We start from the raw sequence: 23,492 nt of genomic DNA on the forward strand, positions 1-23,492 counted from the left end.
AAAACATTGTCTGAATCAGGATTTTCAGGATTAACAGGATTTAAAACCCTCAAATCAAAAAGTTAGGTGAATCACGCTTTTTAATTCTGCTAATTCTGAAAATTCTGTGAATTCTGATTCAGACAAGCTGTTGTCTTTTTAAAAGAAACTTGCCGAACTCAGGTTATAAAGGTTTATTCAGCGAGATAGTCTGATGAAAAGTAATAAACAGCGACGTTTAGAAATTAAGGCTAAACGATTGAAAAAAAGCATGAATCAGTTAAAGGTTACACCGACTATTATCATTCCTAAAGGGGCGGTTTTAGCAAATCCCCTGCAATTAGTGCATAACCATACTTACAGCTTATTACCGCATTATTATGTGGATTATCCATTTACCTGTCGGGATTGTGGCGCGGAAGCGGTTTGGACGGCAGAAAGACAACGGTGGTGGTATGAAGTGGTTAAAGCGCATATTCACTCGACCGCCGTGCGTTGTGCAAGCTGTCGCCATAAACTGCGTGAGCAAAAACGCTTGCAACAGGCACATATGCAAGCAATGGCTGAGAAGCATAAAGCTAGCACACCATCTTGCTAAAAATAAAATATCAGGCTATCTGTAAAGCTGATATTGTTCAATGATTTCAAAAACAGGCGCGGGAATTAAATAGCTGGGATTACGTTGTTGTGCAATCAAAGTACGGATTTGGGTTGCGGAAATGGTTAAGGCAGGAATTTCTTCAACTAAAATTTTTCCCGCGAGTCGGTTATTCATTTCTGCAATGTTATTTACTTGATGAGTCACTAAAAAGTCGTGCATACGGTGCGACATTGGTAATAAAGTACCAGGGCGACGCACAACAACTAAGTGGGCAAGTTCAATAATTGATTCCCATGCGTGCCATGTCGGTAGCCCAATAAAGGCATCCATCCCGAGAATTAAACAGAGTGGGTGTTGTGGGTAATCATTTCTTAAACTGCGGAGGGTGTCGATGGTGTAGGAATAGCCTTGACGCTTTAATTCGCGGTCATCGGCAATCAGTCCATTCACCCCAGCAACCGCTGCTTGTACCATGGCAAAACGCAATTCTGCATTCACAGTCGGTTTTTCTCGATGCGGAGGACTAGCCGCAGGGATTAAATGGACTTGGGCAAAAGATAAGCGTTCATAGAGTTCTAGGGCAAGGCGTAAATGTCCATGGTGAATGGGGTTAAACGTACCGCCTAACATGCCTATAGGTTTATACAACGGTGCTGGGTCTGTCATTTTTTAATTTAATTTCAGAAGTTATACACGCACATGTCCATCGCCAAGGACGATGTATTTTTGTGAGGTTAGCCCTTCTAAGCCGACGGGACCGCGTGCGTGAAATTTATCGGTACTGATGCCAATTTCTGCACCTAAGCCATATTCAAAGCCATCAGCAAAACGGGTAGAGGCGTTAATCATCACGGAGCTAGAGTCGACTTCACGAAGGAAACGTTGCGCTTTGCTCCAGTTTTCGGTGACGATAGCGTCTGTATGTTGTGAGCTGTATTGGCGGATATGTTCCAGCGCGCTGTCTAAATCAGGCACAATGCGGATGGAGAGAATTGGGGCAAGATATTCTGTACGCCAATCTTCTTCTGTCGCAGGTTTAATGCCGTTGATGAGAATTTGTGTGGCAGGACAGCCGCGCAATTCTACGCCTGCGGTTTGGTACATGTCGGCTAAATGGGGCAGAACATGTGGCGCAATTGCTTGGGCAATCAATAGGGTTTCCATGGTGTTACATGTGCCATAACGGTGAGTTTTGGCGTTGTAAGCGATGGCGATGGCTTTGTCGAGATTGGCTTCGTCATCTATGTAAACGTGGCAAATGCCATCTAGGTGTTTAATCACAGGCACGCGAGCCTCTTGGCTGATACGTTCAATTAAACTTTTACCTCCACGCGGAATGATGACATCGACGTATTCATTCATTTTAATCAGTTCACCAACTGCCGCGCGGTCTGTGGTTTCAATTACTTGTACGGCTGTGCTGGGAAGTCCTGCACAGACTAATCCTGTGTGGATACACTGGGCAATGGCTTGATTGGAGTGCACCGCTTCAGAGCCACCGCGTAGAATCGTGGCATTACCTGATTTGAGACATAAAGCGGCGGCATCAATGGTGACATTAGGACGGGATTCGTAAATCATGCCGACAACGCCCAAAGGCACGCGCATTTTACCAACTTGAATGCCTGTAGGTCGGTATTGTAATTGGCTAATTTCGCCAATAGGGTCGGGGAGGGCAATGATTTGTTGAACACCTTCAATCATAGAAGCAACCCGTTGGGGGTTGATGGTTAAGCGTTCTAACAATGCGCTGTCTAAGCCTTTAGCTTGACCGTTTGCCACGTCTTGCGCGTTGGCAGCGAGTAACCGTTCTTGGTGTTTTTCTATTTGTTCCGCAATAATGGCTAAGGCTTGATTTTTAACGGCTGTGCTTGCTTTTGCGAGCAGTACGGATGCACTTCTTGCCTGTTTTCCAATGCGTAACATTTCCGCTTGTAAGCTCATACGATGTCCTCAAACAACCCTTTTATGACTTTAAAATAACGCCCTTCAATCAGTTAGTGGGCAAAAAAAAATAGTGGGGGGATGGTGTTCTTTTATTTACAGTTTAACGCCTGAGATTTGTACACTGAGGCGTAGGAGTTCGTCCCAGACATTACCGCTTGCAGCCCCTTTTATCATGCGGTCAATGATAACGGTTTGTTGTAGAAACGTTTGCCATTTTGTCGGTGGGTAACGTTTGGCGGCTTTTTGGATAATGGCTTGACGTTGTTGCCAAATACGTAGATTACGAAAAACTTGGTCGGCGCGTTGTCCGCTTTGTAAGGCGTAAGTGACTTGGCAAAGAAGGCGAATATCTTTTGTTAATGCCCAGAGAATTAAAACAGGGTCGTATCCTTCGGCTTTTAGCCCTTGTAGTTGACGCACACAACGGGCTGTTTCGCCATTTAAAAGTGTATCGACCCAGTCAAAAATCTCAAAGCGGGCACTGTCTGCAACTGCGTCCATCACTTGTTCTATATCAATCGTTTGTGTTGTGCCGTAAAGCAGTTTTAACTTTTCTATTTCTTGCGCACAAGCGAGTAAATGCCCTTCAGAGCGTTCGGCAATCATTTGAATTGCATCAGGTGTTGCTTTAAGTCCTTGCACATGTAAGCGATGTTGTATCCATGCGGGCAATTCTGCGAGTTCTAAGGGGAATACGGGAACAATCACGCCTTTTTCTTCAATGGTGGTAAACCATTTGGTTTTTTGCTTTTGACTATCTAACTTGTCCGCAGTCATCAATAACAGCGTGTCAGGTGGTGGATTATTTAAATAAGCCGTTAATACTTTAGTGCCCGCATCGTTAGGTGTTTTACTGCCTAGTTGAATTTCTAATAATCGCCGTGTTGCGAATAAAGAAAGGCTATTCGCCTCTTGCTCTACACTTTTCCAATCAAAACTGGTATCTACAACCATGATAATTCTTTCGCTAAATCCTTGCTGGCGGGCAGATTGGCGTAATAAATCGCTACATTCCATCAGTTGCAAGGGTTCTTCGCCCGTTATTAAATAAACCGGTGCGTAGGTTTGTTTTTGTAGATGGTTTAAAAATTGAGCGGGTTTAATACGCATAGCGAAGAATAATAAAGAAAATCATCATATAATAAAAAATTTAGGGCGTGTCTTTTTCTTTTTTCTCCTGTTTATCTTTATCGTGATTATTTGACATGCCCATCATGGCTTGCCAAAAGGTTTTTTGTAAGGTGCTTAATGATTGTAAATGCTCAGGTAAAAATGGTTTCATCAATGTTGCAGGGTCAAAACCTTCAATCCCTGTGGACATGTTTTTGCGGATGATTTCTAACATTTCATCTTGTAAAGGTTCAAGATTAGGTAATCCAAAAAAGCTTCTCAACTCTTGTGGCGTTGCTTCAACATCAACTTTTATTTTCATAATCATGCACTCGATGAGGTAGTCCTGCCTAATGATTAGGTAGGAGTCAGCTTGAAACAGTGAGCAGTGTACCGTTTTAGGGGAAAATATGTAATGGCAGATATCTTGCCTGACAACGCCCCGCCTATGATTTACTGATATGGTGTGAAACTTGCCTTTCTCTATGACACCAGCATAGACAATACAATCGCTTTTTGTCATACACATAAATTATGTTGAAGCGATAAAAATCAAAGTATCATCATTATTTTATGCTTAATTTATTCATTAAGTTAATGATGCGGTGCATAAACCCTTAAACTAAATAATGCATAGACCACCCATCTTTAACAAAGATGAAACATGTTATTTATAACGTGATATTACTATTATTTTCAATACAATAAACAGATTATTTCTAATTTCTATCATCTACGAGTTATTGCTTATTGACAAATATCGTTTTATGCTTAGTAGCACAACGCTTTTAATCAACTAACCCATTGAATATACAGATGCATAAACATCCATCAACGGTATTACATGATAAATGGAATAACGGGCTAGCTTACTTATTTCAAGTTTTTTTATTGGCAACTGTTTATTTTGCAGCTGCACATGTCGGTTTTTTTCTAGGCATTTCTACACGCGGCGTGATGCCTGTTTTTTTGCCTGCAGGGGTTGCTTTATCTGCCTTGTGGTTATTTGGAATTCGTTTGTGGCCAGGCATTATTTTAGGATTATTACTGACCAAGTTTGATGGATTATGGGCACATGACCTTTCAATTTTTACAATTCTATTTTTTCAATCTATTGGGGCAGCAACACAAGCCATTTTAAGCGTTCTCTTACTCAAATATTTAAATTTTAAAGATAAATTTAATCGTGTTCGTGATGTGTTTAGTTTTGGCGTTGTTACTTTTTTTGTCGCGCCACTGATTGGCTCTACGATTTATGCCATTGCATTTTATATTCAAGAGTTTCCTTTAATTGGTACATTTTTTCAAACCACGTTGAATAATTCACAGTTTGAAGGATATCGTGAGCAAATTTTTATTACGACGGTTTTAAACGATGGGATAGGCATGTTTGTCATGACAGCAACCTTGCTAGTTTGGCGACAACTACCTGAAAATATAAATATTTACATGAGTTTAAAACGCCGTTTTGAGGCTTTAGTCTTATTAACGACGTTAGTTAGTGTCTGTGTATTAAGTTTAGACATAGAGCAGGCACAACAACGGCAATTGTTTTTATATATGATTTTGCCGTTTGTCATTTGGGCAGCAACACGTTTTGAACAACATGGCGCGACGTTAACGGCTTCGCTGGTTGCCTCTTTATTATTAGTAGGTAGCCTTGAGTTAGAAAAAGCGCCCAGTCACCGCGATATTATTTATTTATTTTCTGAAATCAGTTTTATTGGTATTACCGCATTTACAGGGTTTATTGTCGCGGTTGCTTTTAGTGAACGCCGTTTAGCCATTGAAAATGCACAGCGTGAGCGGGATTGGGCAATTATTACTTTGCACTCCATCGGTGATGCCGTGATTACGACTGATCAATTTGCCCGTGTCACGTTTATCAATCCACAAGCGGAAGAATTATTGGGTTGGACACAGCGGCAAGTTTTAAATCGTCCAATTTCTGAAGTTTTTCAAGTCCGTGCCTTAGATGAATTAGGGGGGAAACAAGAAAATCCCGTTGAACGGTGTCTGCGTGGTATTCATACCCCGCCTCATCGTAGTTTTTTAACTAATCGCTTGAATGAAGAAATTATTATTGAAAATTCAGTGTCGCCAATTCGTGACCAACAAGGGCGTAACATTGATGGTGTTGTTATTGTTTTTCATGATGTTTCTAAAGAGCGACATTTGCGTGAATTGTCAACGATTGCCAGTAATCAGGATGTTGTGACGGGTTTATTTAATCGACAAGAGTTTGAATATCGGCTTAGTGCCTTGGTTACACAGGCAAAAACGGAAAGTTCCTCACATACCTTTTTATATTTAGATATTGATCAATTTTCTGTCATCGTTGAACGATATGGCGAACATGAAGCGGATAAACTGTTGCAGCAATTGGCGGCGACATTGCAAAAACGGATTCGTAGTGGAGATATCTTTGCGCGTTTAGCACGCGATCAATTTGCCATTTTGTTAAAAAATTGTCCGTTGGAATGGGCGGAAAACGTCGCCAATTCGTTCTTAAAAGAAGTGCGTGAACAGCGATTTATGATTGATGAAAAACCGCTCAGTATTACTGCCAGTATTGGCGCAATTACAATTAACGCACAGACGGAGAAAAATTCTACTGTATTAATTGAACGGGCTGAATTAGCGTGTTATGCCGCAAAAGAAGAAGGGGCAGATCATGTGTATGTGCATATAGGCAATGATCAGAAATTGCGCAATTTACGCCATCATGAAACACAATGGTCAAATCGTATTCGTCGTGCTATTACCGAAAATCAATTACAGCTTTATAGCCAACCTTTAATTGCGGTTGACCCTAGTCAAAATGGGGTTTGTTATGAAATTTTAGTTCGCTTACGTACCGATAAAAACGAGCTGTTACTGCCGTCTGCTTTTTTACCCGTTGCAGAACGCTATAGCTTTATGGGGCAAATTGACCGTTGGGTAATACAACAAGTCTTTGCACAGTTGGCAGAGCGTCCGTTAGACAAGGTTAATGATGAATATATCGGCATTAACTTGTCATTGCTGACTTTACACGACAATAGCTTTATTCATTTTATGGAAGAGCAATTAAGTCATTTAACCGTCTCGCCCGATAAAATCAGTTTTGAATTAAATGAACAAGATGTTTTAAATACCTTAGAGAAAAGCAGTTATTTTATTCAAGCATTAGAGCAATTAGGCTTTAGCTTTACGTTGCAACAGTTTGGCAGTGGTGTTGCGTCCTTTGAATACTTAAAACAACGTTTGCCTATTCAGTATTTAAAAATTGATGCACATCTCATTAAGCAAATGGAAAACGATATGTTATCGCGTCATATTGTAAAAGCGATTACACAAATCGCCCGCCCGATGGGGATTAAAACCATTGCAACTGCGGTGGAGTATGAGACGCTTATCCCGCTGATTAGCGCGATAGATATTGATTATATGCAAGGTTTTGCTATCGCAACGCCTGAGCCGTTTAAGCCCAGTATTTATACATTCGCAAGTAGCAAGGTGTAAGTTTTAGGGGTTAATTGATTCAATGAGGTCTGCCAGCCCTTTAAGGACTAGCAGACCTTTTTGCATGTTTACAGAAAATGACGATCAATCAAGATTAAGTGCTGAACCCGCTTTATAAACGCATGGGCATAATGACGTACTTCGTTTGATCAATTTCTTTCGGACGAATGAGACAACTCGCATTTGTATCACCAAAGCAGAATTCAACTTCTTTTGTCGTAATCGCATTTAATACGTCTAATAAATAGGTAACGTTAAAGCCAATTTCAAAGGCTTCTCCCGTATATTCAACTTCTAACTCTTCCTCAGCCTCTTCTTGCTCAGGATTTCGAGCGGTAATAATCAAGCGTTGTGGATTAAAACTTAAGCGTACCCCTTTATATTTTTCATTAGAAAGAATAGAGGCACGAGATAATGCTTGTTTTAACAGGTCGCAATGCGCCAACATGAATTTATCAGGGTATGCAGGGATGACACCACGATAATCAGGAAAGCGTCCATCGATTAATTTGCTACTTAATACAAGACGGTCCGCAAAGGCGAATTTAATGTAGTTTTCGTAAACAGAGACGGTTATTTGAGTGTCTGCATTGTCACCTAACATCCGTGCTAGTTCATTGACGGCTTTACGAGGGATAATGACTTGTGTCGGTTCTACGCCTTCTAAGTTGAAACTTTCCTTTGCCATCGCTAGGCGATGCCCATCGGTCGCAACAACGGCTAATTCTCCAGGCGTTAAATCAAACAATAAACCGTTTAAATAATAACGGACATCCTGTTGTGCCATAGAAAATTGTGTTTGTGCTAATAAATCGCGGAGGGTGCGCTGAGCAATTTCAAAGGTAAAACGCAATGTTGTTTCAGATTGTTTATCAGCAGAAAGGGTCGGAAATTCGTCTGCATTTAACGTTGATAGGGTAAAACGACTGCGTCCTGATTTAATCACCGCCCGATTATCTGGCTCTGCTTGAATTTCAATCAGCGAGTTATCCCCTAAAGAGCGACAAATATCTAAGAATTTACGGGCAGGTATGGTTGTACGCCCTTCGACTACATCACTTTCTGCTTCTAATGGAATACAGCAAGAAATCTCTATTTCTGCATCTGTTGCCGTTAAATGCAAGGTTTGTCCTTTTACCTCAACAAGGGTATTACCTAAAATTGGCAAGGTTTGACGAGGCTCAACTGCCCCATTGACCATTTTTAAAGGATTTATTAGGTCTTTACGAATTATTGCTAATTTCATAAATTCTTCCTGATATTGAGGGCTAAGTAATTAATACTAATGTAAATGAGTCAAGCTCATTATAAAAGATTCGGGTGGAATTCTAAATAGGGGGTTGTTGCGATGTGATACACACCGCAGACAACTGGATTCTGGATTAATGTGTCAGTCGTTCTAATAAATGGCTGTAATCACGTTGCACTTGTGAATCAGCGGTTTTTAGTTTAGCAACCGTGCGATAGCTATATAGGACGGTGCTGTGGTCACGCCCACCAAAAGCATCACCGATTTCGGGCAAACTGTGTTGTGTGAGTTCTTTTGCTAAACTCATGGCAATTTGACGCGGACGAGCAATTTGTCGACTGCGTTGCCGAGAACGCATGGTCGAAACTGGTACACGGAAATAATCCGCGACGATTTTTTGAATAGCTGCTAAGGTTATTAAGTGTGATTGTGTTTGATTAATCAGGTCTTTTAAGGTTTCTTGGGCACTCGTTAGCGTAATAGGGGAATTTGTAAAACGTGCGGTCGCAATAATACGGTGCAAAGCCCCTTCTAGCTCTCTAACATTAGATTGAATATGTTGTGCCATGAAATAAGCCACTTCTTCAGGTAAGCGCGTTTGTGCAATTTGCGCTTTACTATGCAGTATCGCAACCCGTGTTTCTAAGTCAGGTTGTTCTACAGCAACCGCTAATCCACAGCTAAAACGTGATTTTAATCTTTCTTCAATGCCTTGTAAGTTTTGCGGGGGGCGGTCACTGGTAAAAATGATTTGTTTTTGATTATCAAATAAATAATTAAAGGTATGAAATAGCTCTTCTTGGGATTGTGCTTTATTCATAAAAAACTGTACATCATCAATGAGTAAAGTATCCACTGATCGATAATGACGTTTAAATTCATTCATTTTCTTTTCATGCAAGGCTTTTACCATTTCACTGACAAAACGTTCAGAGGGAACGTAAAGCACTCGTGATTGGGGTTGTTTTTGTAAAATTTGATTGCCAACCGCATGAATCAGATGTGTTTTACCTAAGCCTACACCACCATAAATAAACAAAGGGTTATAAATCCCTTGTTCTTGTGCCACTTGTTTTGCGGCAGATAACGCAATACGGTTTGAATTTCCCGAGACGAAATGACTAAACAGTAATTTTGCATTGAGATGGGTTGTAAAAGTCTCTTGAGCGACTGGGATTGCTTGACTGGTAACAGCGTGGTTTAGCAATGAACTTTTTGATACAGCTGTGGCTGGTGAACTATTCACGGAGACACGGCTATTCCCAACTTGAAGCGTTAACTGTGGTGTACCACTAGGGCGCAAACGCATCAGCAGTGCATTGATTTGTTCAGCATAATTTTGCTTAACATAATCCATGACAAACCGATTCGGAGCAAGGAGTCGTAGAGTTTGAGTATCTTCGAGGGCTTGCAACGGGCGTATCCAAACATTAAAGTCTTGCCCTGACAGCTCTCGCTCTAAGGTTTTTAGACACTCATTCCACAGTTTTGTGGATACCAATTTAAACCTCCAATGAAAGATAATTCAGGAAACAAGCAAAATGGGGTTAATGAGTTTATACTGCTTACCTTGTATATGCTAGCTTTCAAATTTTTCCTAAATCGCCACTTAATTTAATGATTTTTAAAAAGAAATATTTTTTTAGATCATGAAAAGTTGTTTAAGTTTTATTTTTAATATCAAATTGATAAAGAAAGAAATGCAAGCATAAGAAATTTTTTTCAGGTCTATACTCTTGACAACATTTTTTCAGAAAAAATACAATAGTCTGTTTACCTACCTGCATATTAGAGGAGAAATCCCATGAAAAGAACCTTCCAACCCAGCGTATTAGTGCGTAAACGTCGCCATGGCTTCCGTGCACGGATGCAAACTCGTGGCGGTCGTTTAGTATTAAAATCCCGTCGTGAAAAAGGTCGGCATCGTTTAAGTGCTTAATGGACGATTCAACGCGCTATGTGTTTAGCCGTCAGCAACGTTTGTTAAAAGCCGCTGACTTTAAGAAAGTTTTTGAGAAATCTTATAAATCGGGTGATCGCTATTTTACAGTGCTTGCCCGCGCTAATGGTCTTTCTCAGGCTCGTTTAGGGTTAGCGATTGCCAAAAAGCAGATGAAATTGGCGGTTATGCGTAATCGGGTGAAACGGTTAGCGCGTGAAAGTTTCCGCCTTCATCAACATACTTTGGCAGGATTAGATTGTGTTGTATTAGCCCGCCAAAATTTAGCCGACATAGAAAATGCTACGCTGTTATGTTCATTAATAAGGCATTGGCGGTTTTTAGCCGCGCAATGCAAAAAGTCCTGATTCTTCTCATTCAAGGCTATCGTCTTTTCATTAGCCCTTATCTGGGGCAACATTGTCGATTCCACCCAAGCTGTTCTGAATATGCCCAAATAGCCATCCGTGAACACGGGGTGCTGTCTGGTTTGTGGCTGGCTATTAGACGCTTGCTCCGTTGTAACCCTTGGCATGAGGGTGGTTATGACCCTGTGCCTGAGCGAAGGAAACCTGATCAACATGGATAATATCAGACTCATCCTGATTTTTACCCTGCTATTCATTCTGTTACTGATTTATCAACAATGGCAAATTGATTACGGACAAAAACCCGTTAATCCTGCACCTGTTGCAACAACGCCTTTACCCGCTGATGGGAATCCTGTCACCAGTCAAGCAAATGGCTTGCCTACGGTGATGGATAAAACGCATCAAGCAACTGCGTTGCCAGATGTGCCTTCTAGCCAGACTCTTTTGCCACATCAAGCAATAGTTTCTGTGGAAACAGATGTTTTAAAAGTAGCGATTAATACAGTTGGTGGTGACATTCGTCAAATGGCATTGCCAAAGTATCCCGTCAGTTTAGAAGAACCTGATAGACCTTTTCAGTTATTAAATGACAGCTTGCCGAATGTTTTTGTCGCACAATCAGGGTTATTACCTGCCGAATATGCCCCCACGCATCAAGCGATTTATCAAGTCAATGCGACTCAATATCGTTTAGCCGATGGGGAAAAAACGTTAGAAGTTGTCTTAACTTGGCGTAATGAACAAGGGATTCAAGTCGATAAAATCTACACCTTTACACGGGGTAGTTATGTCGTCAATGTTAAACACCGTGTCCACAATAACGGCGAAACGCCTTGGCAAGTTCGGCAATATGCGCAATTTCAACGCACCCAAGTTGCAGAGCAAGGACAATCAAGTTTTATTCATACCTATATGGGCGGTGCAATTGCAAGTCCCAGCAGTTTGTACGAAAAACTGTCTTTTTCTGACATCAGCGATGACAAATTAAATCAAGAGAAACGCCAAGGCTGGGCAAATGGTTGGGCTGCCATGATTCAGCATTATTTTGTCAGTGCGTGGGTTCCGAATAAAGAAGAAGTCTTTAATTACTATACCAATGTCATTAAACAAGGTCAGCGTTATGTCTTAGGGTTTTATGGGCAACTTGAGACTATCGAGCCAAAAGCAACGCATGAGTTTAATTTGCAATTCTACGCAGGGCCTAAGATTCAAGATGACCTTGCCGCATTAGCTTCAGGATTAGAATTAACCGTTGATTACGGTTGGTTCTGGTTTATTTCTCAACCTTTATTCTGGTTACTGTCTTTATTACATGGCATGTTTGGTAATTGGGGTTGGGCGATTATTGTTTTAACGCTCATGATTAAATTGGCATTTTTCCATCTTTCTGCAACCAGCTATAAATCGATGGCGAATATGCGTCGGGTGCAACCGCGTTTAATGTCCATTAAAGAACGTTATGGCGATGACCGCGCAAAGATGAATCAAGCCTTGATGGATTTGTACAAAAAGGAAAAAATTAACCCATTAGGCGGTTGTTTGCCCATTCTGGTACAAATTCCTGTCTTTATCGCGCTTTACTGGGTACTGTTAGAAAGTGTCGAATTACGTCAAGCCAGTTTTATTTTATGGCTGGATGACTTATCCCGCCCCGACCCTTTCTTTGTATTGCCGTTAATTATGGGTGCGACCATGTTATTGCAACATAAATTAAACCCCGCACCGTTAGACCCTGTGCAACAAAAAGTAATGATGGCATTACCGCTCGTCTTTACCGTCTTTTTTGCCTTCTTCCCGTCTGGTTTAGTGTTATATTGGGTTGTGAATAACAGCTTATCTATTGCACAACAATGGGTTATCACTAAAAAAGTGGTTGGTGAAGTCAAACTCGACTGATTAAGCTGATACTATCCATAACCTGAGTTCGGCGAGATTTATAAAATAAAACAGATACCTGCTAGGTTTTTAAAACCTAGCAGGTCTTTTTTTGTCTGAATCAGAATTCACAGAATTTTCAGAATTAGCAGAATTAAAAACATAATTTTTTATTCTTTTAATTTTCTTGTCTTTTTAATTCTGAAAATTCTGATTCAGACAATCTTTTAATCCTGAAAATCCTGATTCAGACAAACTGTTGTCTTTTTTAAAAGAAACTCGCCGAACTCAGGTTATCCATAAAAAAAATAAATAAAGGGTGATTTTTTTCACCCTTTTTTTTATGAATAATTTTTCTAAGCATGACCTACAATTAGCGCAAAACATGCCGATTTACCCCTGATTTATCCGTTTTCGCTTTTTAACTAACTGTACTAGAATATCAACGTGCCACGGTTATTCCCAAAATTCCTGCGGGCATCATCCCAATAAATAGAAAAGCTACCTATGACATAAGCTTTCATGTAATTCACACCAAACGGAGAGATATTTAATATGGAAAAGGCTGCTATCCTTCACGTTTTCACCCCCGAAAAAAATGTAAGTCCTTTCGATGTCAACATGGCAATTGATGCGGGATTTGAACATATCATTCCCTATACTTCCGTTGAAGTCAGCGAAATAGCAGGACTAGTTCAAGACGCGATTTTTTCCAGAGGACCTAAAGGGGTAAAACGGACGGGTATCTTTATCGGCGGACGCGATATCGCTGTTGCAGACGACATGCTAAGACAAGCAAAGCAAGCAATGGTTCCCCCTTTTGAAGCCTCTGTTATGTTAGACCCCAGCGGTTCAGCCACCACTGCTGCAGGTCTTGTTGCCCTCGTTATCAAATCGCTAAAAACCTATCAAAAAACCTTAGAAGGCGCACAAGTCGCTATTTTTGGCGGGACAGGCCCCGTCGGACTCTGTGCAGGCGTAATTGCTGCCCGTTGTGGGGCGCAAGTGCATATTGTCAGCCATCGCGGTATGGAAGGCGCACTTAAACTCGTCGATGCCTACAGTACCCGCTACACCGTCAAACTACTACCCGCAGACGGTAGCACCCCGAAAAAACGCCTTGAACTACTCGAACAAGTCAACGTCGTCATGAGTACCGCAAAAGCAGGCGTACAAGTGCTGACTGCGGACGATTTATTACAAGCTAAACATTTACTCGTTGCCGCCGATGTCAATGCTGTACCACCCGAAGGCATTGCAGGCGTTGGCGTGATGGACAACGGTAAACCCCTCAACACCCCACTACAAGCCAAAGCCATCGGCGCGCTTGCCATTGGTAACGTAAAATATCAAGTACAGCATAATTTATTAAAACAAATGCTGGCAACCGATAAACCCGTTTACCTAGAACTGCCTAGTGCATTCGAATTAGCCTGTCAGCTATCCGCTTAGACGATGAATTGCACTCCCCTCTTAATTGTGGCGGTTTCTGCCCGTGCGCTGGCAGTTTCTGCTCACAAAGCGGGGCTTGCAACCTATGTACTAGACCTTTTTGCAGACACCGATACGCAACGAGTCGCCTTAGCCTATCAGCAAGTACAAGCCCAGACTTACAACTTTGACGACACCGATTTACTTGAACAAGTTCATCGCCTATGTCCTACAAATACCGCACTCGTCTATGGCTCAGGGTTTGAACACAACCCTGCACTACTTGCCAAACTCGCACAAGGGCGATACCTATACGGCAATACACCCGACATCTTACAATTTATCAAAGACCCACAAGCCTTTTTCGGATTATTACACCGCCAAGGGATTCCACACCCAGAAACCCGCTTAACCCCACCAACCGACACATCAACAGGCTGGCTAGTGAAACATATCGGCGGAACAGGTGGCTACCATGTGCAACCGTTAAAAACAGTAATAACAGAAAAAAAATCAGCTTGTTATTATCAACGGCAATTAGCAGGCAATCCCCACTCCGTACTATTTCTTGCCAATGGGAAAACGGCTGAAATCATAGGCTATAACGAACAATGGATAAATGAAGACTTTGCCAGCACCCCATATTTATACGCAGGCGCAATGCGTGTGGACGACATGCCATTTCAACCCGAAATCACCGAAGTTGTTAATTGCATTGTCAAAGAAACAGGCTTAAAAGGCTTATGCGGCATGGACATGATACTCAATGCAACAGGATTTCATGTCCTAGAAATCAACCCACGCCCGCCCGCCAGTTTTGAACTACACCAAATAAAAGGCAATCTATTTTACTGGCACTTACAAGCCACAATGGGCAAATTACCCACAAGCCCACTGGCACACCCGCGTTATAACCGCGCAAAACGCATTTTATACGCGCTAAAAACCCTAAATATCCCACGTTACCCCCAATGGTCAGCGTGGACAGCCGACCAACCACGCCCCAACAGCGTGATACAACGTGGCGAACCCATTTGCACTATTTTTGCCCAAGGCAGAAATTGCAAAGCATTAATTCTTAAACGTGAACAACAACTACAAACACTTTTAAAACGATGGCAGGAGAACACGGCATGAACAGCCGCATCAGCATCAACGCACTTACACAACCGCTAGTTACCCAACTGCTCAAAGATGCAGAAAAATTACATTTAATCGTCGAAAAACCCCACTGCACCATCATCGATGCAGGCATTAATGCTATTGGTGGCATACAAGCAGGTTTACGCATTGCCGAAATTTGCCTAGGCGGACTCGGTCACGTCAACCTCAGCAACTCAGGACAAGGGACATGGTCATGGCAAATACAAGTCAACACCAGTAACCCTGTTCTTGCCTGCTTAGGTAGCCAATACGCGGGCTGGAGCTTAAGCCACGAAAAATTTTACGCGCTCGGCTCAGGTGCAGGACGTATTCTTGCCCAAAAAGAACCCCTATTCAATGAATTGGGACTAACTGATAACGCAACCAATACAACTCTTGTACTTGAAGTTGATAAAATTCCCCCGCAAGAAATTATCGACAAAATTGTACAAGACTGCCATTTACCCTCTGCCGAAGCCCTCACCCTCATTCTAACTCCGACTCGTAGCCTTGCAGGCTGTGTACAAATTGTTGCCCGTGTCCTAGAAGTCGCTATGCATAAAGTCCATACCCTCCATTTTCCCTTAGAACGGGTTATTGACGGCATGGGTAGTGCTCCCCTTCCACCGCCCGCAAAAGACTTTGTCACCGCAATGGGACGCACAAACGACGCAATTCTATTCGGTGGACAGGTACAACTATTCGTGACAGGTGACGACAGCGACGCAAAACAACTTGCCGAACAACTGCCAAGCAGTGCCTCCCGCGACTACGGCAGACCCTTTGCGGAAATTTTCAAAGATTACAAATACGATTTTTTCCAAATAGACCCCCTGTTATTCAGCCCTGCAAAAGTCACAATTACCGCCTTAGAAAGCGGTCGCAGTTTCCATGCAGGACAAATTGATTTACAAGGGTTAGCGAAATCATTTGGAGAGTAGAAAACTAGCGGGATGAATATATAGTAACTTGAATTCGGAGAGTTTTTTAAAAAGGCAACGGCTTGTCTGAATCAGAATTCACAGAATTTTCAGAATTAGCAGAATTAAAAAGCATGATTCACCTGACTTTTTGGTTTAAGGGTTTTAAATCCTGTTAATCCTGAAAATCCTGATTCAGACAATGTTTTAATCTTGCCGATTAAAAAAAGCTCAGACTTTTTCGCGTGTTCCGACAGACCTGCTAGGTTTTGAAAACCTAGCAGGTCTTTTTTCGTCTGAATCAGAATTCACAGAATTTTCAGAATTAGCAGAATTAAAAAGCATGATTCACCTTAATTTTTTGGTTTAAGGGTTTTAAATCCTGCTAATCCTGAAAATCCTGATTCAGACAAATTGTTGTTTCAGATTGCTGTAACTAAGCCGACCACTTCACAGGCTGGCGTTTTAAATGAACAAGCAATAAAGAAATTGCTGCAGGAGTAACACCCGCGATGCGCGAGGCTTGACCGACGCTTGTCGGACGGTGTTGTGTCAGTTTTTGCCGAACTTCTGCAGATAAGCCTAACACCTTGCTATAGTCCAAATCAGGCGATAATTGCGCTTCCTCATAACGACGTGAACGGGCTATCTCGGTTTCTTGACGTTCAATATAACCGCTATATTTCGCTTGAATTTCCACCTGCTCCGCTACTTTAGGGTCTGCAACAGCGGGCGCAAGTTGAGGCAGTTGGCGCAGTTTGTCGTAAGTCATTTCAGGACGACGCAATAAATCCATACAATTCACTTCTCGACGTAATTCCGTCCCCAATTGTTCGGCTAATTGAGGGTCAGGACGTACCCAAATGCCTGCTAAACGTTGTTGTTCCTTAATAATCGCCTCTTGTTTTTCTTCAAAGGCTTGCCACTGTACGTCATCGATTAAGCCTAATTCACGTCCTTTTGCGGTTAAGCGTAAATCCGCGTTATCTTCGCGTAATAGCAAGCGATATTCAGCGCGACTGGTAAACATCCGATAAGGTTCATTAGTCCCACGAGTAATTAAGTCATCCACTAACACGCCCATGTAGGCTTCATCGCGGCGCGGTGTCCATGCAGGTTTATCCTGTACAAATAAGCCTGCATTTAAACCCGCAATTAAACCTTGTGCGGCGGCTTCTTCATAGCCTGTTGTGCCGTTAATTTGTCCTGCAAAGAATAAACCTTCTATCGCTTTGGTTTCTAAGCTGGGTTTTAAATCACGCGGGTCAAAAAAGTCGTATTCAATCGCATAGCCTGCGCGGGTGATGTGGGCGTTTTCACAGCCTTTCATTGAGCGCACAAGTCCGAGCTGAATATCAAACGGTAAACTGGTAGAAATTCCATTCGGATAAATTTCAAAGGTATCTAAGCCTTCAGGTTCTAAGAAAATTTGATGTGAAGATTTATCCGCAAAACGCATAATTTTGTCTTCAATCGACGGGCAATAGCGCGGGCCTACGCCTTCAATCACGCCTGTGTAAAGCGGTGAACGGTCTAGCCCTGAACGAATAATCTCATGGGTTCTTTCATTCGTGTGCGTGATGTAACAAGGCACTTGGCGCGGATGGTGGCTGATGTCACCCATAAAGGAAAAAACAGGGGTTGGCGTGTCGCCGTGTTGCGGGACGAGTTCGGTAAAGTTGATGCTACGGCTGTCGATACGTGGGGGCGTGCCTGTTTTTAAGCGGTCAACGCGCAAGGGTAATTCCCGTAAACGATGAGCGAGCGCGATAGCGGGTGGGTCGCCTGCACGTCCTGCTTGGTAATTGCTTAAACCGATGTGGATTAAGCCTGCTAAGAATGTGCCTGCGGTGAGGATGACGCTGTGCGCGTAAAATTGAATGCCTGATTGGGTGACTGCGCCGATGACGCGGTTGTCTTCGACAATTAAGTCGTCAACGGCTTGTTGAAACAGTTGTAAGTTGGCTTGGCTTTCGATGGCGCGGCGCACGGCGACTTTATACAGTTGGCGGTCGATTTGGGCGCGGGTGGCGCGGACGGCGGGGCCTTTGCTGGCGTTCAGGGTGCGGAATTGAATCCCGCTGACATCGGCGGCGCGTCCCATGATGCCCCCAAGTGCGTCGATTTCTTTGACGAGGTGTCCTTTGCCGATGCCGCCGATGGCGGGGTTGCAGGACATTGCGCCGAGGGTTTCTACATTGTGGGTGAGCAGGAGGGTTTTTGTGCCCATACGTGCTGCTGCGAGTGCGGCTTCTGTGCCTGCGTGTCCGCCACCAATTACGATGACATCAAAGTGCTCGGGATATTTCATAGTGCTTAATCATCAGGGATAAAACGCGGGTAATTTTCGGTGTTTTTTAGTATTTTAGCGTTTTGTTCTGGATTTGTCACAGGGGGAGGGGGTTGGGGAGCGGGGAGAGTGTCATTCTCGTAGTTTGGGTTAGTTGTTGCTAACCCAAGCTACAAAAACGAGAACACTAAACAGATTATGTACAATCACATTGCTACATCAAAAATTCATCGAATTTAATGCCCAATTATTTCCAACCGCTATAAATACCTGACCACGGATATCATTACCAGTAAAAATTCCCTCAATCTTTTTAAGAAAATAATCTCTAACATCAACATTTTTATCAGAATCCTGACCAGCCTCACCCATAAAAGTAGTTTCTGGTAGAGTAACTCTATAATTAGTACCACTGATATAATATTTCTCTAACCCAAATTTTTCAAACTCTGTGGTTATCGTATCATAATCCTCCGATGTCGCATTAGATAAATCTAAACTGACAACAACAATATATCCCATCGTAAAAACTCCTCAAGTTAAGTTATGTCTTCCGCGCTACTGGTCGGGGTTTGTAACCCCGACTAGAACATTTGAGAACGTCAAAACAAGCTGAAATGTTACGGTGCAGGTTACAAACCTGCACCAGCTCAATTACCAAAAACTGCTCGGTAATGAGGTTTATTAAATCATGAAATACTTTAGGTTAGAAGAGGAATTTAAGACTTTTTTGTCTGAACCGCAATTCACATAATTGCCATGATTAACACAATTACTAAAGATAATTATTTTGTGGTCATTGTGTAAATTGCGTGAATTGTGGTTCAGAGCATGAATTAGGGATGTTTAACTTTTAAAGGAAGATACTTTTCTATCATGTCAAAATCGCGGTCAGCATGTAACAACTCATGTTCATTCACAATACAAAAGGTCGCAATGAGAACATCAATTGTTTTACGTACCGTAACACCTTGCTGACGCAAATAGCGGAAATAATCTACAGATTGGAGAGCTATTTGTTGTCCTACCATATTTTGATAAGCAAAACTTAATAATAATTCACGCGCCGCTTTATGGTCTTTCTCGTTTTTAAAACCTTGTAAAACCTCGCACAAAATCAAATCGCCCAATAAAATTTGGTCGCGCTCCGCATCGTCTCGTAAATATAAAGTTTGTGTAGTCGGCTTGCCATTGAAGAAATCTATCCATACCGAGCTATCAATCAATAGCATGACTATCATTCCGCATCATTTCTAAATCGCCATCCCAGCAATATTGCCCAAAGGCTTGGCTTAATTTATCCGTTTTTCTACGTGTCACCAATTCTTTCAAAGCCATTTCAACAACCGATTGCGGATTATGCAAACCCGTCAATTGCAAAGCCTGCTGTATCAATTGCTCATCTATATGCAAAAGTGTGTTCATTGCCATTTTTCCCGTTATCTCTTAGTTCATGTTAATTTTAGCATAATGGCAACTTCATACTGGAATGAGTCATTTTTGAGATTTTTATCTGAACCGCAATTCACATAATTGCCATGATTAATACAATTACTAAAGATAACTTGAGTTCGGCGAGTTTTATAAAACAAAATAGAAACCTGCTAGGTTTTCAAAACCTAGCAGGTCTTTTTGTCAGCGTCAGGATTTAAAAGCATTCAACGGAGATAAAACAATACAAAACAGTATTATTTATCATCTTTTAAGCGTTTGTCTGTGGCTTCTGCTTCTTTGAAAGCAGCATCCATTTGTTCAGGGGTTAAGGGATGATATTTATTATCTTCCATTTCTTCGGCTTCGGTTTCACGTTGTTGTTTCTTCTTCAACACGTAACGAGAAATAAATAAACCAATTTCAAATAAAATGAGCATTGGCACGGCTAACAGGGTTTGTGAAATCACATCAGGCGGGGTGAGTACTGCGCCGATAACAAACGCACCAACAATGATATAAGGACGTTTTGCCGCTAAATCGTCAGGATGTAAAAGTCCTATCCAAACAAGCACAATGGTGACAACAGGAACTTGAAAGGCAACGCCAAAGGCAAAAAAGACGGTTAACACGAAATCTAAATAGCGACCAATGTCAGTCATCATCGCCACGCCATCAGGTGTCGTCGACACCATAAAACCAAAGACCATCGGGAAAACAATGTAATACGCAAATACAGCTCCTAAGTAAAATAGGAGCGTGCTAGAAACCAGCAGGGGAAAAATTAATTCTTGTTCATGTTCGTACAATCCAGGGGCAACAAATGCCCAGAAGTGATAGAGAATGACAGGAATAGATAAGAAAATAGCCAGTACAAGTACTAGTTTCATGGGGGTAAAGAATGGCGACGCGACATCAATCGCTATCATTTGCGTGCCTGCGGGCAGTAAGCTGACTAAGGGCTTGGCAAAATAGGCATAAATGCTGTTAGAAAATGGCAGCAAAATCCCGACAATAACACCCACACTTAATACAATTTTTAACAGGCGATCACGCAATTCGACCAGATGTTCTATAAAAGGCATTTCTCCTTGTGGAGAGGGAGGCGAGGTATTATTGCTCATGACGGTGTCTGTTGTCTTTCAGTGGGTTTCGTAGCATCGCTACTGGTGAGAACAGGCGTAGGTGAAGGGACTTCTGGCGTGTTATTCGTTGGTTGGGTATCTGTCGCAACTTGGTTGAGCGTATTTTGCACGTCTAACGCTGTTTTACGGGTTTCATCGACTAAGGGTTGCAAGTTGTTTTTTTCAACTTCTTTTAACTGTTGTTGTAACTCTTGCAAACGCAATTCTCGGTCAACTTCATCTTTAATCGAGGTGACAAAACGGCGCATCTTGCCTATCCATAAGCCTGCTGTTCGCGCCGCGCTCGGTAATTTATCAGGCCCTATGACGAGTAGGGCAATCACCCCAATTAAAACTAATTCCCAGAAACCAATCTCAAACATAGTGTTTTAGACCTTGTTTTGTTCTTTGGTTTGTTGGGTGTCTTTGTTGCTGACTTGTCCTTCAATCACGCGCCCTTTATCATCTGTATCAGTGGTTTCTTCCTTTTCACCTTCTTGCATAGATGAGCGGAAATTTTTAATAGCAGCCCCTAAATCGCCACCAATATTCCGTAGTTTTTTTGTGCCGAACAGCACAACAATGATGGCAAGAATAATTAAAAGTTGCCAAATGCTAATACCCATTGTAGAACCTCATTAATTTAGTGTAAGTCTTTACGTCATTAAAACAGTTGCGGGCTATTTTTCCAACCGCCCAATAAGTGTACGTGTAGATGAAAAACTTCTTGTCCGCCTGATTTTCCCGTGTTAATGATTGTACGAAAACCATCTAAGCCTAGTTGTTTTGCTAAGGTTGGCAAGAGTCGCATGATATGCGCCATCAAGTTGTCATGTTGTGTTTCAACCGTAAATAAGCTGTCGACGTGTTCGTGCGGAACAATCAGTAAATGTACAGGTGCTTTGGGGTTAATATCTTTAAAGACAATTACTTGTTCGTCACGATGTACGATGTCTGCGGGAATTTGTCCTGCAACGATTTTACAAAAAATACAAGATGGCTCTGTTTTCATTGCAAACGCTCTCAATGTTGGTTACGGCTGGCTTTTTCTTCAATCCCTGATAGTCCAAAACGGCGATCTAATTCATCTAATACCGCTTGTGGATGTAAATCTTGATGCACAAGTACGACAAGCGTGTGAAACCATAAGTCGGCTATTTCGTAAATTAGTTGTGCTGAATCTGCATTTTTTGCAGCAATTACGGTTTCTGTCGCTTCTTCGCCCACTTTTTTAAGAATTGCATCTAAGCCTTTCGCATATAAACTGGCGACATAAGAACTTTGCGGGTCCGCTTGTTTGCGTTCATTCAGCACAGCGGCTAAACGGTCTAATAAGTCATTATTCATATTTAAATCATACTCATGATGAAAGGCGAACAAGGGGTAATTCAAGGATGTTGTTCGTAGCGAAAGAGAATATTTTTCAACCGTTGTACAGTGGTTGCGTTGGTTTGTACACGTCCTGAAAAGATAGCACGTGCATTGTAAGGTGAACCGTATAATCCTTGATTACCTGCGGGGTCTATATCTAAAAAAGCACCTTCTAATGAAACCCCTGCAAAAATGCCTTGACTCCGTGAGTAAGCATAACTGGCGGCTCGGAAATCAGTGCCTGCATTGATACCCGCGCCCACAACCCCCGCAGACATGCCAATATCAGCCCCTAATTTAAATTTGCCTTGTTCAATCTGTTGAATGCTATCACGTTGCATAAAAACGATAACGATATCGCTGGCATTTGCACCAATTTGCAAACCTACGCTACCGCTAGCAAGGGTAATAAATGAGGGGTTTGTCCAAATGCCATTTTTATCCCGAATCAGCATAATGCCCGTACCACCACTACCGCCTACAATAAAGGCAACGCGCAGTAAATTAGGAATAATCACAATGGCTTCAGCTTCGCGTAATAAGGCAGGCGGGAGGCTGATTTGTATCTGTCTATAGGATTCTTCTAGCACTGCCGCTGATTTTAAGACGACACTATTTGCTTCCGCAGCACTGACCGTGCGACTGTAGAAGTTACGATTAAAATCATCTGCCCACGCTTGAAGTGTTATGCATAAGCTGATTGATAGCGCAAAAACAGAAGCAAGTTTCATAAATTTGCCTTTAACGATAAATCGTTTGCGGGTCTTTTTTGACAGGTTCAACAGTGACCCATTGGCTATCTTGTAATTGTTGGAAAAAGCAATGATGTCGCCCTGTATGGCAAGCAATCCCGCCTAGTTGTTCAACTTGTAATAAAATCACATCATTATCGCAATCAAGGCGAATATCTTTGACTTGTTGCACATGTCCAGACTCTTCACCTTTAAACCAGAGTTTTTGACGTGAACGTGACCAATAAACCGCACGTTTTTCTGTTACTGTCAGTTGTAAGGCTTCGCGATTCATCCATGCAAACATTAATACTTGTCCTGTACTGGCTTCTTGTGCAATTACAGGGATTAAGCCTTGCTCATTCCATGCAATTTGTTCTAACCACGATAGTGTTGTATTCATTTTAGCTGTTGTAATAGTGTTATCCCCAGAAAATCTTTTACTAAATCTTTGAATACTTCTACATCACAGAAGG

The 23,492-nt window shown here is 42.0% G+C and carries 26 protein-coding genes; 9 read left to right on the top strand and 17 right to left on the bottom strand.

Annotated features, from left to right (window positions below):
* Positions 1–193: 193 nt before the first annotated feature.
* A complete protein-coding gene (locus BEGALDRAFT_RS05550) occupies positions 194–577 on the top strand; it encodes a zinc-ribbon domain-containing protein (protein WP_002684542.1) in 384 nt (127 codons plus the stop codon).
* 15 nt (positions 578–592) lie between these two features.
* Here BEGALDRAFT_RS05550 and nadD read toward each other — a convergent pair whose 3' ends face one another.
* The 4 genes from nadD to BEGALDRAFT_RS05570 form a co-directional block, all read right to left on the bottom strand.
* Complete coding sequence (gene nadD, locus BEGALDRAFT_RS05555; RefSeq protein ID WP_002684543.1) at positions 593–1,246, bottom strand: nicotinate-nucleotide adenylyltransferase; 654 nt, start codon at positions 1,244–1,246, stop codon at positions 593–595.
* A gap of 21 nt (positions 1,247–1,267) precedes the next feature.
* Complete coding sequence (locus BEGALDRAFT_RS05560) at positions 1,268–2,524, bottom strand: glutamate-5-semialdehyde dehydrogenase (protein ID WP_002684544.1); 1,257 nt, start codon at positions 2,522–2,524, stop codon at positions 1,268–1,270.
* A 96-nt stretch (positions 2,525–2,620) separates the two neighbouring features.
* Entirely contained in the window at positions 2,621–3,637 is a 1,017-nt protein-coding gene (gene holA, locus BEGALDRAFT_RS05565) for a DNA polymerase III subunit delta (protein ID WP_002684545.1), read from the bottom strand.
* A 40-nt stretch (positions 3,638–3,677) separates the two neighbouring features.
* The gene (locus BEGALDRAFT_RS05570; protein ID WP_002684546.1) at positions 3,678–3,959 is read right to left on the bottom strand and encodes a DUF6489 family protein; all 282 of its coding nucleotides are present in this window, start codon (positions 3,957–3,959) and stop codon (positions 3,678–3,680) included.
* Between the two features lie 494 nt (positions 3,960–4,453).
* Between BEGALDRAFT_RS05570 and BEGALDRAFT_RS17965 the strand changes: the two genes are divergently transcribed.
* Positions 4,454–7,141 carry an EAL domain-containing protein gene (locus tag BEGALDRAFT_RS17965; RefSeq protein ID WP_002684554.1) on the top strand — a complete coding sequence of 896 codons (2,688 nt, stop codon included), beginning with the start codon at positions 4,454–4,456 and terminating at the stop codon, positions 7,139–7,141.
* Positions 7,142–7,253: 112 nt separating this feature from the next.
* On the opposite strand, the gene dnaN is transcribed toward BEGALDRAFT_RS17965, so the two are convergent.
* Complete coding sequence (dnaN, locus tag BEGALDRAFT_RS05580) at positions 7,254–8,387, bottom strand: DNA polymerase III subunit beta (protein WP_002684558.1); 1,134 nt, start codon at positions 8,385–8,387, stop codon at positions 7,254–7,256.
* Positions 8,388–8,523: 136 nt separating this feature from the next.
* On the bottom strand, positions 8,524–9,891 hold the full coding sequence (dnaA, locus tag BEGALDRAFT_RS05585) for a chromosomal replication initiator protein DnaA (protein WP_002684560.1): 1,368 nt from the start codon (positions 9,889–9,891) through the stop codon (positions 8,524–8,526).
* Between the two features lie 303 nt (positions 9,892–10,194).
* Between dnaA and rpmH the strand changes: the two genes are divergently transcribed.
* From rpmH to mch, 7 genes are all read left to right on the top strand, one after another.
* Complete coding sequence (gene rpmH / locus BEGALDRAFT_RS05590) at positions 10,195–10,329, top strand: 50S ribosomal protein L34 (RefSeq protein ID WP_002684561.1); 135 nt, start codon at positions 10,195–10,197, stop codon at positions 10,327–10,329.
* Positions 10,329–10,697 (top strand): ribonuclease P protein component, encoded by a 369-nt coding sequence (gene rnpA, locus BEGALDRAFT_RS05595; RefSeq protein ID WP_002684563.1) that lies wholly within the window; start codon positions 10,329–10,331, stop codon positions 10,695–10,697. The genes rpmH and rnpA overlap by 1 nt, the downstream gene beginning before the upstream one ends.
* Positions 10,682–10,918 carry a membrane protein insertion efficiency factor YidD gene (gene yidD / locus BEGALDRAFT_RS18710; RefSeq protein WP_232281998.1) on the top strand — a complete coding sequence of 79 codons (237 nt, stop codon included), beginning with the start codon at positions 10,682–10,684 and terminating at the stop codon, positions 10,916–10,918. Before rnpA ends, yidD begins: the two co-directional genes overlap by 16 nt.
* Positions 10,911–12,596 (top strand): membrane protein insertase YidC, encoded by a 1,686-nt coding sequence (gene yidC, locus BEGALDRAFT_RS05600; protein ID WP_040294882.1) that lies wholly within the window; start codon positions 10,911–10,913, stop codon positions 12,594–12,596. The genes yidD and yidC overlap by 8 nt, the downstream gene beginning before the upstream one ends.
* Before the next feature lie 534 nt (positions 12,597–13,130).
* Positions 13,131–14,027: an NAD(P)-dependent methylenetetrahydromethanopterin dehydrogenase gene (locus BEGALDRAFT_RS05605; protein ID WP_002684571.1), complete on the top strand. Its 897-nt coding sequence runs from the start codon at positions 13,131–13,133 to the stop codon at positions 14,025–14,027.
* A 3-nt stretch (positions 14,028–14,030) separates the two neighbouring features.
* Positions 14,031–15,143: an ATP-grasp domain-containing protein gene (locus tag BEGALDRAFT_RS05610; RefSeq protein WP_002684573.1), complete on the top strand. Its 1,113-nt coding sequence runs from the start codon at positions 14,031–14,033 to the stop codon at positions 15,141–15,143.
* Positions 15,140–16,090 (top strand): methenyltetrahydromethanopterin cyclohydrolase, encoded by a 951-nt coding sequence (gene mch / locus BEGALDRAFT_RS05615; RefSeq protein WP_002684575.1) that lies wholly within the window; start codon positions 15,140–15,142, stop codon positions 16,088–16,090. The genes BEGALDRAFT_RS05610 and mch overlap by 4 nt, the downstream gene beginning before the upstream one ends.
* Before the next feature lie 415 nt (positions 16,091–16,505).
* Here the strand turns inward: mch and mnmG are convergent, their stop codons facing one another.
* The 11 genes from mnmG to hisI form a co-directional block, all read right to left on the bottom strand.
* Complete coding sequence (gene mnmG / locus BEGALDRAFT_RS05620) at positions 16,506–18,380, bottom strand: tRNA uridine-5-carboxymethylaminomethyl(34) synthesis enzyme MnmG (RefSeq protein WP_002684577.1); 1,875 nt, start codon at positions 18,378–18,380, stop codon at positions 16,506–16,508.
* Between the two features lie 198 nt (positions 18,381–18,578).
* Positions 18,579–18,881, bottom strand: coding sequence for a hypothetical protein (locus BEGALDRAFT_RS05625; protein WP_002684579.1), 303 nt, complete (start codon positions 18,879–18,881; stop codon positions 18,579–18,581).
* A gap of 314 nt (positions 18,882–19,195) precedes the next feature.
* The gene (gene vapC / locus BEGALDRAFT_RS05630) at positions 19,196–19,591 is read right to left on the bottom strand and encodes a type II toxin-antitoxin system VapC family toxin (RefSeq protein WP_002684581.1); all 396 of its coding nucleotides are present in this window, start codon (positions 19,589–19,591) and stop codon (positions 19,196–19,198) included.
* Positions 19,578–19,784 carry a type II toxin-antitoxin system VapB family antitoxin gene (locus tag BEGALDRAFT_RS05635; protein ID WP_002684583.1) on the bottom strand — a complete coding sequence of 69 codons (207 nt, stop codon included), beginning with the start codon at positions 19,782–19,784 and terminating at the stop codon, positions 19,578–19,580. Before BEGALDRAFT_RS05635 ends, vapC begins: the two co-directional genes overlap by 14 nt.
* Before the next feature lie 263 nt (positions 19,785–20,047).
* The gene (gene tatC / locus BEGALDRAFT_RS05640) at positions 20,048–20,914 is read right to left on the bottom strand and encodes a twin-arginine translocase subunit TatC (protein WP_002684591.1); all 867 of its coding nucleotides are present in this window, start codon (positions 20,912–20,914) and stop codon (positions 20,048–20,050) included.
* A complete protein-coding gene (tatB, locus tag BEGALDRAFT_RS05645; protein WP_002684599.1) occupies positions 20,911–21,297 on the bottom strand; it encodes a Sec-independent protein translocase protein TatB in 387 nt (128 codons plus the stop codon). Before tatB ends, tatC begins: the two co-directional genes overlap by 4 nt.
* Positions 21,298–21,303: 6 nt before the next feature.
* Complete coding sequence (gene tatA, locus BEGALDRAFT_RS05650) at positions 21,304–21,540, bottom strand: twin-arginine translocase TatA/TatE family subunit (RefSeq protein ID WP_002684600.1); 237 nt, start codon at positions 21,538–21,540, stop codon at positions 21,304–21,306.
* Positions 21,541–21,578: 38 nt separating this feature from the next.
* Positions 21,579–21,926 carry a histidine triad nucleotide-binding protein gene (locus BEGALDRAFT_RS05655; protein ID WP_002684602.1) on the bottom strand — a complete coding sequence of 116 codons (348 nt, stop codon included), beginning with the start codon at positions 21,924–21,926 and terminating at the stop codon, positions 21,579–21,581.
* Between the two features lie 11 nt (positions 21,927–21,937).
* Entirely contained in the window at positions 21,938–22,261 is a 324-nt protein-coding gene (locus BEGALDRAFT_RS05660; RefSeq protein ID WP_002684604.1) for a phosphoribosyl-ATP diphosphatase, read from the bottom strand.
* 41 nt (positions 22,262–22,302) lie between these two features.
* Complete coding sequence (locus BEGALDRAFT_RS05665) at positions 22,303–23,016, bottom strand: lipid-binding SYLF domain-containing protein (protein WP_002684606.1); 714 nt, start codon at positions 23,014–23,016, stop codon at positions 22,303–22,305.
* Positions 23,017–23,026: 10 nt separating this feature from the next.
* The gene (gene hisI, locus BEGALDRAFT_RS05670; RefSeq protein WP_002684607.1) at positions 23,027–23,419 is read right to left on the bottom strand and encodes a phosphoribosyl-AMP cyclohydrolase; all 393 of its coding nucleotides are present in this window, start codon (positions 23,417–23,419) and stop codon (positions 23,027–23,029) included.
* Positions 23,420–23,492 lie beyond the last annotated feature (73 nt).

The organism is Beggiatoa alba B18LD (genome assembly GCF_000245015.1).
In the GTDB taxonomy this organism is placed as follows: domain Bacteria; phylum Pseudomonadota; class Gammaproteobacteria; order Beggiatoales; family Beggiatoaceae; genus Beggiatoa; species Beggiatoa alba.

Bases quoted from the DNA above. Each gene is read 5' to 3' on its own strand.
- BEGALDRAFT_RS05550 (WP_002684542.1), top strand. From the start codon at position 194: ATGAAAAGTAATAAACAGCGACGTTTAGAAATTAAGGCTAAACGATTG.
- nadD (WP_002684543.1), bottom strand. From the start codon at position 1,246: ATGACAGACCCAGCACCGTTGTATAAACCTATAGGCATGTTAGGCGGT.
- BEGALDRAFT_RS05560 (WP_002684544.1), bottom strand. From the start codon at position 2,524: ATGAGCTTACAAGCGGAAATGTTACGCATTGGAAAACAGGCAAGAAGT.
- holA (WP_002684545.1), bottom strand. From the start codon at position 3,637: ATGCGTATTAAACCCGCTCAATTTTTAAACCATCTACAAAAACAAACC.
- BEGALDRAFT_RS05570 (WP_002684546.1), bottom strand. From the start codon at position 3,959: ATGAAAATAAAAGTTGATGTTGAAGCAACGCCACAAGAGTTGAGAAGC.
- BEGALDRAFT_RS17965 (WP_002684554.1), top strand. From the start codon at position 4,454: ATGCATAAACATCCATCAACGGTATTACATGATAAATGGAATAACGGG.
- dnaN (WP_002684558.1), bottom strand. From the start codon at position 8,387: ATGAAATTAGCAATAATTCGTAAAGACCTAATAAATCCTTTAAAAATG.
- rpmH (WP_002684561.1), top strand. From the start codon at position 10,195: ATGAAAAGAACCTTCCAACCCAGCGTATTAGTGCGTAAACGTCGCCAT.
- rnpA (WP_002684563.1), top strand. From the start codon at position 10,329: ATGGACGATTCAACGCGCTATGTGTTTAGCCGTCAGCAACGTTTGTTA.
- yidD (WP_232281998.1), top strand. From the start codon at position 10,682: ATGCAAAAAGTCCTGATTCTTCTCATTCAAGGCTATCGTCTTTTCATT.
- yidC (WP_040294882.1), top strand. From the start codon at position 10,911: ATGGATAATATCAGACTCATCCTGATTTTTACCCTGCTATTCATTCTG.
- BEGALDRAFT_RS05605 (WP_002684571.1), top strand. From the start codon at position 13,131: ATGGAAAAGGCTGCTATCCTTCACGTTTTCACCCCCGAAAAAAATGTA.
- BEGALDRAFT_RS05610 (WP_002684573.1), top strand. From the start codon at position 14,031: ATGAATTGCACTCCCCTCTTAATTGTGGCGGTTTCTGCCCGTGCGCTG.
- mch (WP_002684575.1), top strand. From the start codon at position 15,140: ATGAACAGCCGCATCAGCATCAACGCACTTACACAACCGCTAGTTACC.
- mnmG (WP_002684577.1), bottom strand. From the start codon at position 18,380: ATGAAATATCCCGAGCACTTTGATGTCATCGTAATTGGTGGCGGACAC.
- BEGALDRAFT_RS05625 (WP_002684579.1), bottom strand. From the start codon at position 18,881: ATGGGATATATTGTTGTTGTCAGTTTAGATTTATCTAATGCGACATCG.
- vapC (WP_002684581.1), bottom strand. From the start codon at position 19,591: ATGCTATTGATTGATAGCTCGGTATGGATAGATTTCTTCAATGGCAAG.
- BEGALDRAFT_RS05635 (WP_002684583.1), bottom strand. From the start codon at position 19,784: ATGAACACACTTTTGCATATAGATGAGCAATTGATACAGCAGGCTTTG.
- tatC (WP_002684591.1), bottom strand. From the start codon at position 20,914: ATGAGCAATAATACCTCGCCTCCCTCTCCACAAGGAGAAATGCCTTTT.
- tatB (WP_002684599.1), bottom strand. From the start codon at position 21,297: ATGTTTGAGATTGGTTTCTGGGAATTAGTTTTAATTGGGGTGATTGCC.
- tatA (WP_002684600.1), bottom strand. From the start codon at position 21,540: ATGGGTATTAGCATTTGGCAACTTTTAATTATTCTTGCCATCATTGTT.
- BEGALDRAFT_RS05655 (WP_002684602.1), bottom strand. From the start codon at position 21,926: ATGAAAACAGAGCCATCTTGTATTTTTTGTAAAATCGTTGCAGGACAA.
- BEGALDRAFT_RS05660 (WP_002684604.1), bottom strand. From the start codon at position 22,261: ATGAATAATGACTTATTAGACCGTTTAGCCGCTGTGCTGAATGAACGC.
- BEGALDRAFT_RS05665 (WP_002684606.1), bottom strand. From the start codon at position 23,016: ATGAAACTTGCTTCTGTTTTTGCGCTATCAATCAGCTTATGCATAACA.
- hisI (WP_002684607.1), bottom strand. From the start codon at position 23,419: ATGAATACAACACTATCGTGGTTAGAACAAATTGCATGGAATGAGCAA.